Raw genomic sequence first — 6508 nt, forward strand, 5'->3', positions numbered from 1 at the left:
AGAGTTATTATTTTGTTTTACACGCGTACTAATTGCATTAAAGGTTCGAAAGAATAAAGGGCTGCTCTTCTACCAGCTGCTTTTTCTCTTAAAACCAAATATCCATTTTCTTCTAATTTTTTAATAATCAGAACAGCAGTAGCATTTGGGATTTTCGTTGTATTCACAAACTTATTATTTCTAAATACAGGATAAGTAAAAATAAAATCTAAAATTTCCATATTCCATTTGGAAGACAATATATCTGAAAATTCTGTTTTTGTTGTTTCGTATAAGTTTTTGATATTTTCTGCAATTTCTAAATTACGTATTGCTTGACTTTCTACTGCTTTCAAGAAAAATTTTATCCATTGGTTCCAATCATTAGAACGTGAAACCTCTCTCATTTGCTCGATGTATTCGTCTTTATTTTCTTCGAAATATCCACTGATATAAAAATGAGGTTGAGAAAGAATTTTTTCTTGCCATAAATTAAGTGTTATTAACATACGACCAATTCGACCATTTCCATCTTTAAATGGATGTAATGCCTCAAACTCTAAATGCATGATTGCTGTTTTAATTAAAGGCGGTAAATCGCAAGATTTGATATAATCAAAAAGATTTTCTAAACCTTGATCTAAGTTTTCTGGATTAATTGGTATAAACTGAATTTCTTTTTTACGGGTATCAGCTAAATAATTTTGCTCTTTTTTAAATTCACCAGGTGATTTGTTTGCTCCTCTTCCTAAGTACAGAAGTTGTTGATGCATTTGTTTAATAAAACTTATTGAAAAGCCATAACCGCTTTCTAAAGCATTTTGCGCATTCTTTAAAGCACGTTGATATAAAATAGTCTCTATAACATCAGCTTTAGCATTAGGATTATCTTGACCTTCATTATCAGCTTCATATAACATAATCTCGTCCATTGTACTAATAGTTCCCTCTATACGAGATGAAATTACGGCTTCTTGATTTCTTAATGGAGCTAAAAGAATTTCTGTGTTATGTAAATTTTTTAGCATTTGATCAAATCGTGCAAGAGCGTCCGTTGCTTTCACAAGTTCCTGAATAAAATCTGCGTAGTTAATATTTTGAGGAGGAAAATTATTGTAGTGATATTTTACAGCATTATCTATATTAAAATCCATTTCACATTATATTGTATCCAAATATAAATAAAATTATGTAAACAAGTGTGTTTGATTACAAAAAACAGCAAAAAACAACAATCAAATAGATTTGATTACAAAAGTTGTAAACAAAAAAGTTTGCTTACAACTTTTGCTTAGAAAATGTAAACAACAAATTTAGCTTACAATTTCTGTTATCAAAATATTTTATTTACAAAAATGCGACTCATTTTGTAAATAAAATAAATTATTTCTTCTTCCCTTTTTTCTCTTTCGCAAACAACGTTTCTTTTGTTGTCATTTCGTCATAGAGTTTGAACAGATATTCTAATCGCTCTTCGTCTGAATGGAAAGGTGCTAAACGATAAAGCTGATATATGAGGGGATGAAATCGGGGATGATTCTTTCAAATCTAATCTCTAATTCTACTCGTATATTTTCTCTAAATCAAAGAATTCCTTCGTCTGCAAAACTAAGGTAAGAATTTTTAGCCATAATAATATGGTCTAATAATCTAACATCAAATAACTCGCAACATTCTTTTATTTTAGAGGTTATGCGTTTGTCACTTTCGCTTGCTTTTAGATTACCACTTGGATGGTTGTGGGATATAATAAGTCCAGAAGCATTCGTTTTAAGCACCAAACTCATAATTAATATAACATCAACACTACAATTAATTACCCCTCCTTTGAATAGGCTTTTTATACCCAATACTTGATTTGCTTGATTTAAAAGCAACAACTTGAATTCTTCTTGTAGCTCTATTGTATCCATATCCCAATTCGATTTTAAGACTTGGTAAACTTCACTACTTCCCAATACTTTGATTACCTCATCAACTTCATTAGTATATGAGATTTTAATTTCTGATACCTTCATTTTTGGCTATATTATTTTAGTGTAGAGATAAAATTGTGTACTGATTTCGTGCTCAAAACAAGCTTTTTCGTTTACCTCTACGTTGTTAAACATTAATTTAGAATCACAGGAGGATGAATAATTCCACCAGAAAAAACCGTATTTCAATAAAGAGGTACGGGGGATTCTAAATTCTCCAAAAATAGACGGGGGTTATTTGAAGGTAGTTTACGTATTCGAAAATTTTATAAATTTTTTTTTGTAAGAATTGTAAGGTTTGTAATAATTGAGGGAATACTATTTACATTTTTTTCCTTTGAAGTTTTCAACTTTCAGAAAGATACAAAAGAGATATTTTATACCATGTTTTACAAATATTTATAATGATGTAAACATTCATGTCGAAATTGCTATATTGCGTATTTAAATTAACTAATTCAATATGAAATATAAAAATATATTTTTTATTTTAATGTATAGGTGTAGTATACTTTACAAAAGTAACTTCTAAAGTTGACAACGAAAAAGAACTAGGTGTTACTATTAATGGAGTAACATGGGCTATTTCCAATGTGGGTTATAATGGTACATTTACTAAGAGTCCAGAAGATATTGGTATGTTATACCAGTGGAATAGTATAGAGGGGTTTGAAGTTTTGAATTTAAATAATAACGATTCAATAAAAGATTGGGATTCAATAAAGAATGGTAAGTGGATAGGCTCATCACCTTTTATTTCTTTGAATTTTTGGAGTAATAACGTATGTCCTGTTGGATGGCATGTTCCAAGTACTGATGAATTTGAATCATTAATATCTTCTAAAAGCACATACGGTAAATTGAATGGTAAATCAGGTTATTATTTTGGAAAAAAAGGTAACCAAATATTTTTGCCTACTACAGGTATGATTTCATCTAATGGAGTTTATTATTTTAAAGATAAAATTGGTGCTTATTGGAGCAGTGAATCGCATTTTCAAGATTTAAAAGACGCTCGCTATATGATTGTTGAAGAAAGAGGTGTTATACGTTTAAGTGGTTTACGTTCTTTTGGTCATTGTATAAGATGCGTAAAAGATAAAAATTAATAGTAATTTTGTATTTAAATTCAGATTAGTATAATTATTAAATAAAACAAAAATATATTTAATATAATTTGGTTATAGTGGGCTTGTCCGCGATAGCCCGTAGGCGACTATAATGCCACGTTATGTAACTTAGCTAGGCTTCGAGTTGTGGGTTTTGAGTGATGAGTTTTGAGTGATTTTGCTTTTGTTGGCGATTGGAATAAGCGAAATGTGCCCCTGAAATGAATTCAGGGTGACTGGAGCGGTGAATATATTGACTTTTCGTTAATAGTTTTTATAAATAGGATATAACAAATATGCGAGAATCTGGTGGAATCTCGCATTTATTATTTTTATCTATTTAAATAACTACATTATTAAATTATTTAGGAATATTTAGTTGTAAGAATCTATTAAACAATGTATCGCTTTCTGTCATAACCTCTACATCCTCTACCCAAAAATCTTTATCATCTGTAACTAATATATAATTATTTGCTTTACAGATCTGGTAATAGTAATGATCATTAAAATCTAAATGAATCGGTAAATCTTTAAGAATATGTTTTAATTTAAATTTTTCTCCTAATTCATCTGATACTAAGTGTAAAGTATCATGCATGTCTCTGATTTCATCGCATAGTAATGTATATGCAATTTTAAAATCATTTGATTTTCTAAAAACAGCTTTATAAAAATCTTTAGGAGGTGTGTAATTAGGATCTTGTTTTTGCATTTTTAATAAAAACTTTTCCATGTGTACATCTCTAAGAATACGATTAATTACTTCTGATAAAACTAATGCAGTAACAACAATTTTACATTTACTATTATCTTGAATTTTCTCTACAAATGTGATGTAATTTTTGTCCTTGAAAGAAGGTTTAGATTTAGGAGCTAGAATTTTAATCCAAATGTTAGCATCTAAAAAATAAAATGCACCATCTTTTGGACGTGCATTTTGCGTTTTTGAATATTTATAAGGCATAATTAACCTTTTCTTTTTTTATAAAGAAACAATCATATTATCTACTAATTCATCGTATTGGTCTCCTAAAAGAGCGTTTTCAATGATGTCTTCAACTTTGAATTTAAACATTGGTTTATCTTCTGGAAATACAAAGTTATTAGTATTCACATTGTTATAAATTAAAGCATATTGCCCTATTGATTCATTTAAAAAAGCTGTAGAAATACGCTTAATCCCTTCAAATGAAAGAATTAAAGAATCAGGATTAATCTCTTTAATTGCATTAAAAACATTAATACCATCTTCAATATTTGTAGCTAAATTAGAATTTATAATATCTAAAATATTGATTTTCATAATTTTGCTTTTAAACGGTTTGTGTTTGCAAAGGTACAACACTAAATTTCAAATACCAAATTTACTATTGTACCTATGAATGGTTTATTAAAAATCTGTTTTTTCAAAGGAGAATTTTCAAGATTTTTACTCCAAAATGTATCACCTGTTATAATTTGAAAATCTCCATTACTTGAACTAAAATAATTATTTAAATCATATAAACCAAGCCCACCTGGTGTATTTTTTTTAGTTGTATTTCTTTTTTCTAATGCCCACTTGATTGCTTGATAGTTTGACTGTACTTCATTCTTTGTTTTTTCAGCGATTGCAGGAAGAAAACCTATCCCTAAATCTACCATCGTAAAAATAAGTTTAGATTGTCTAGGGTAATATTGACCACATACAAAGAAATCGTTTTCGGTTTGAGCATGAAGTTGGATATTACAAAAAATTTCATTTAATGCATCTAGTATACAATCACTCTGTTCATCAGATAAATTCGGCATACCTCTATGTTGCATCAAATTATTTTCTATATAATGATTGAAACCCTCTTTATCTTTCTGATCAAAATTTTGGAAAGCGATTGTAGAATTTCTTTCGTCCGATTTATAATTCTCTGAATTTAAAAATCCATTACGAAAGAGTACATCAAATCTATTTTCTAAAAATGCTAAATCTGTAGTAAACTTTAGATTATTATTATCTATTAATAATTGAATCATCGCTCCAAATATGGCGCTTAAATTCGCATCAAACCATCTTAGATGATAGAAATCGATAGATATTATACAATCAAAATAATCTTTCGCTTCATTATAAAATTTAAATAATTCATTGATACCTACAAAATTTGTAGTTAGATCACCTCCAATTTTAACAACTATCGTATTCTCCATATTTTGCAAATCTATGTTTTCCCCTATTTCTGCTATAATTTTGTTTGGTAATTTATAAAAAGGTTATTAACAGGTTGTTAATTAACACAAATTAAATATGTTATCTCTGCCTATTTATGAAAATAATTCCCAACTAAATAGAGGGGATAATAGTATATTAAAGTAAATTATAAGAATATTTAAGATAAGATCCAATTAATACAGTTTTGAATTTCTTCATAATCATCAGGCAATAAAGTTTCTAAATCACTGCTATCTAAACTAGCACAAAATGATGCCCATATTTGGTTACTCTTCCCATTTAAATGCAAATGATCTTCAATAGTCCCTTTTTTCCATACCCAAATATTATGTTCTTTCATTTTCTCACATATATTTACAATATTATCTTTAACAGATTCATATTTTGCAAGTATAGCGAATCCTTCTGCTGCTGTTTTAGAATTTCCCTTTTGTGGCCAACCATCTGGAGCTAATGATATATTTTCAGTATCAGCAATATTTGTTAAACAATTTAAACAAGCCTGAATATCTAAATCACCTTCAACTAGATAGCCATTCTTTATACCATATTTTAAAGCATAATCTAAGTCTACAATAGCTTTAGTAGGTAAATCCATAACATCTAATACTTGCATTGCTTTTTTTGTACTCCCAGAACCATCTAATTTTACTAAAGCAGCTTTATGATGTAATATAGCTTTATTGGTAATGTTTTCAATAAGAAATGGAATTAAAACATTTTCTGTTTTACCTTCAGTTAGTATTACTCTTTCCGAAAATAAAATATTACTTGAATTACTTAAAGAATATAATATAGTAAGTTGAGATTCTGCTTCTGTTTCAATTGTAGGTACGGCACTTCTTAAAGTTACTCTTTTAAAAGTTCCTTGTATATTATTTTTTCTAACAAGTACTGCATTACCTACATCTTTATGAGTTATCATAAATGGTGAATGAGTAGTGAAAATAACTTGATAACCTTGTTCAGCAAGAATATTTAATGACTTTCTTAATATTTCTATTGCTTGAGGATGTAAATACAATTCTGGTTCATCAATTAATAACAATGTTGTAGTAGCATTTTCTTGTTGATTTAGTTTTAAATCAGCTAAATGACGAATTAATGTCATTTGGATAGATCTTTGAGCTCCGTGACCTAGTGAACTTACATCCTTGGCATTGTAAATCGTCAGCAAAAAGTGGACATCTAAGACCTAAAATTTAAGGTAGTGTTTTAAAAATCATTAACTTTAA

At 28.4% G+C, this 6508-nt stretch carries 7 protein-coding genes; 1 reads left to right on the forward strand and 6 read right to left on the reverse strand.

Features of this window, described 5'->3' with window-relative positions:
- Positions 1-17: 17 nt before the first annotated feature.
- A complete protein-coding gene (locus tag IF125_RS10855) occupies positions 18-1133 on the reverse strand; it encodes a Fic family protein (RefSeq protein ID WP_225542485.1) in 1116 nt (371 codons plus the stop codon).
- A 429-nt stretch (positions 1134-1562) separates the two neighbouring features.
- The gene (locus tag IF125_RS10860) at positions 1563-1997 is read right to left on the reverse strand and encodes a JAB domain-containing protein (protein ID WP_225542486.1); all 435 of its coding nucleotides are present in this window, start codon (positions 1995-1997) and stop codon (positions 1563-1565) included.
- A gap of 521 nt (positions 1998-2518) precedes the next feature.
- On the opposite strand from IF125_RS10860, the gene IF125_RS10865 reads away from it, so the two are divergent.
- Positions 2519-3064 carry an FISUMP domain-containing protein gene (locus tag IF125_RS10865; protein ID WP_225542491.1) on the forward strand — a complete coding sequence of 182 codons (546 nt, stop codon included), beginning with the start codon at positions 2519-2521 and terminating at the stop codon, positions 3062-3064.
- A gap of 361 nt (positions 3065-3425) precedes the next feature.
- On the opposite strand, the gene IF125_RS10870 is transcribed toward IF125_RS10865, so the two are convergent.
- From IF125_RS10870 to IF125_RS10885, 4 genes are all read right to left on the reverse strand, one after another.
- Positions 3426-4031 (reverse strand): PIN domain-containing protein, encoded by a 606-nt coding sequence (locus tag IF125_RS10870; RefSeq protein ID WP_225542487.1) that lies wholly within the window; start codon positions 4029-4031, stop codon positions 3426-3428.
- Positions 4032-4049: 18 nt separating this feature from the next.
- On the reverse strand, positions 4050-4370 hold the full coding sequence (locus tag IF125_RS10875; RefSeq protein ID WP_225542488.1) for an STAS-like domain-containing protein: 321 nt from the start codon (positions 4368-4370) through the stop codon (positions 4050-4052).
- Positions 4371-4411: 41 nt separating this feature from the next.
- The gene (locus tag IF125_RS10880; RefSeq protein ID WP_225542489.1) at positions 4412-5251 is read right to left on the reverse strand and encodes a hypothetical protein; all 840 of its coding nucleotides are present in this window, start codon (positions 5249-5251) and stop codon (positions 4412-4414) included.
- Between the two features lie 179 nt (positions 5252-5430).
- A complete protein-coding gene (locus IF125_RS10885; protein WP_225542490.1) occupies positions 5431-6450 on the reverse strand; it encodes an ATP-dependent nuclease in 1020 nt (339 codons plus the stop codon).
- Positions 6451-6508 lie beyond the last annotated feature (58 nt).

It is taken from the genome of Empedobacter stercoris, from assembly GCF_020281205.1.
Taxonomy (GTDB): Bacteria; Bacteroidota; Bacteroidia; order Flavobacteriales; family Weeksellaceae; genus Empedobacter; species Empedobacter stercoris.

Coding starts and splice junctions, on each gene's coding strand:
- IF125_RS10855 (WP_225542485.1), bottom strand. CDS start 1,133: ATGGATTTTAATATAGATAATGCTGTAAAATATCACTACAATAATTTT.
- IF125_RS10870 (WP_225542487.1), bottom strand. CDS start 4,031: ATGCCTTATAAATATTCAAAAACGCAAAATGCACGTCCAAAAGATGGT.
- IF125_RS10880 (WP_225542489.1), bottom strand. CDS start 5,251: ATGGAGAATACGATAGTTGTTAAAATTGGAGGTGATCTAACTACAAAT.
- IF125_RS10875 (WP_225542488.1), bottom strand. CDS start 4,370: ATGAAAATCAATATTTTAGATATTATAAATTCTAATTTAGCTACAAAT.
- IF125_RS10860 (WP_225542486.1), bottom strand. CDS start 1,997: ATGAAGGTATCAGAAATTAAAATCTCATATACTAATGAAGTTGATGAG.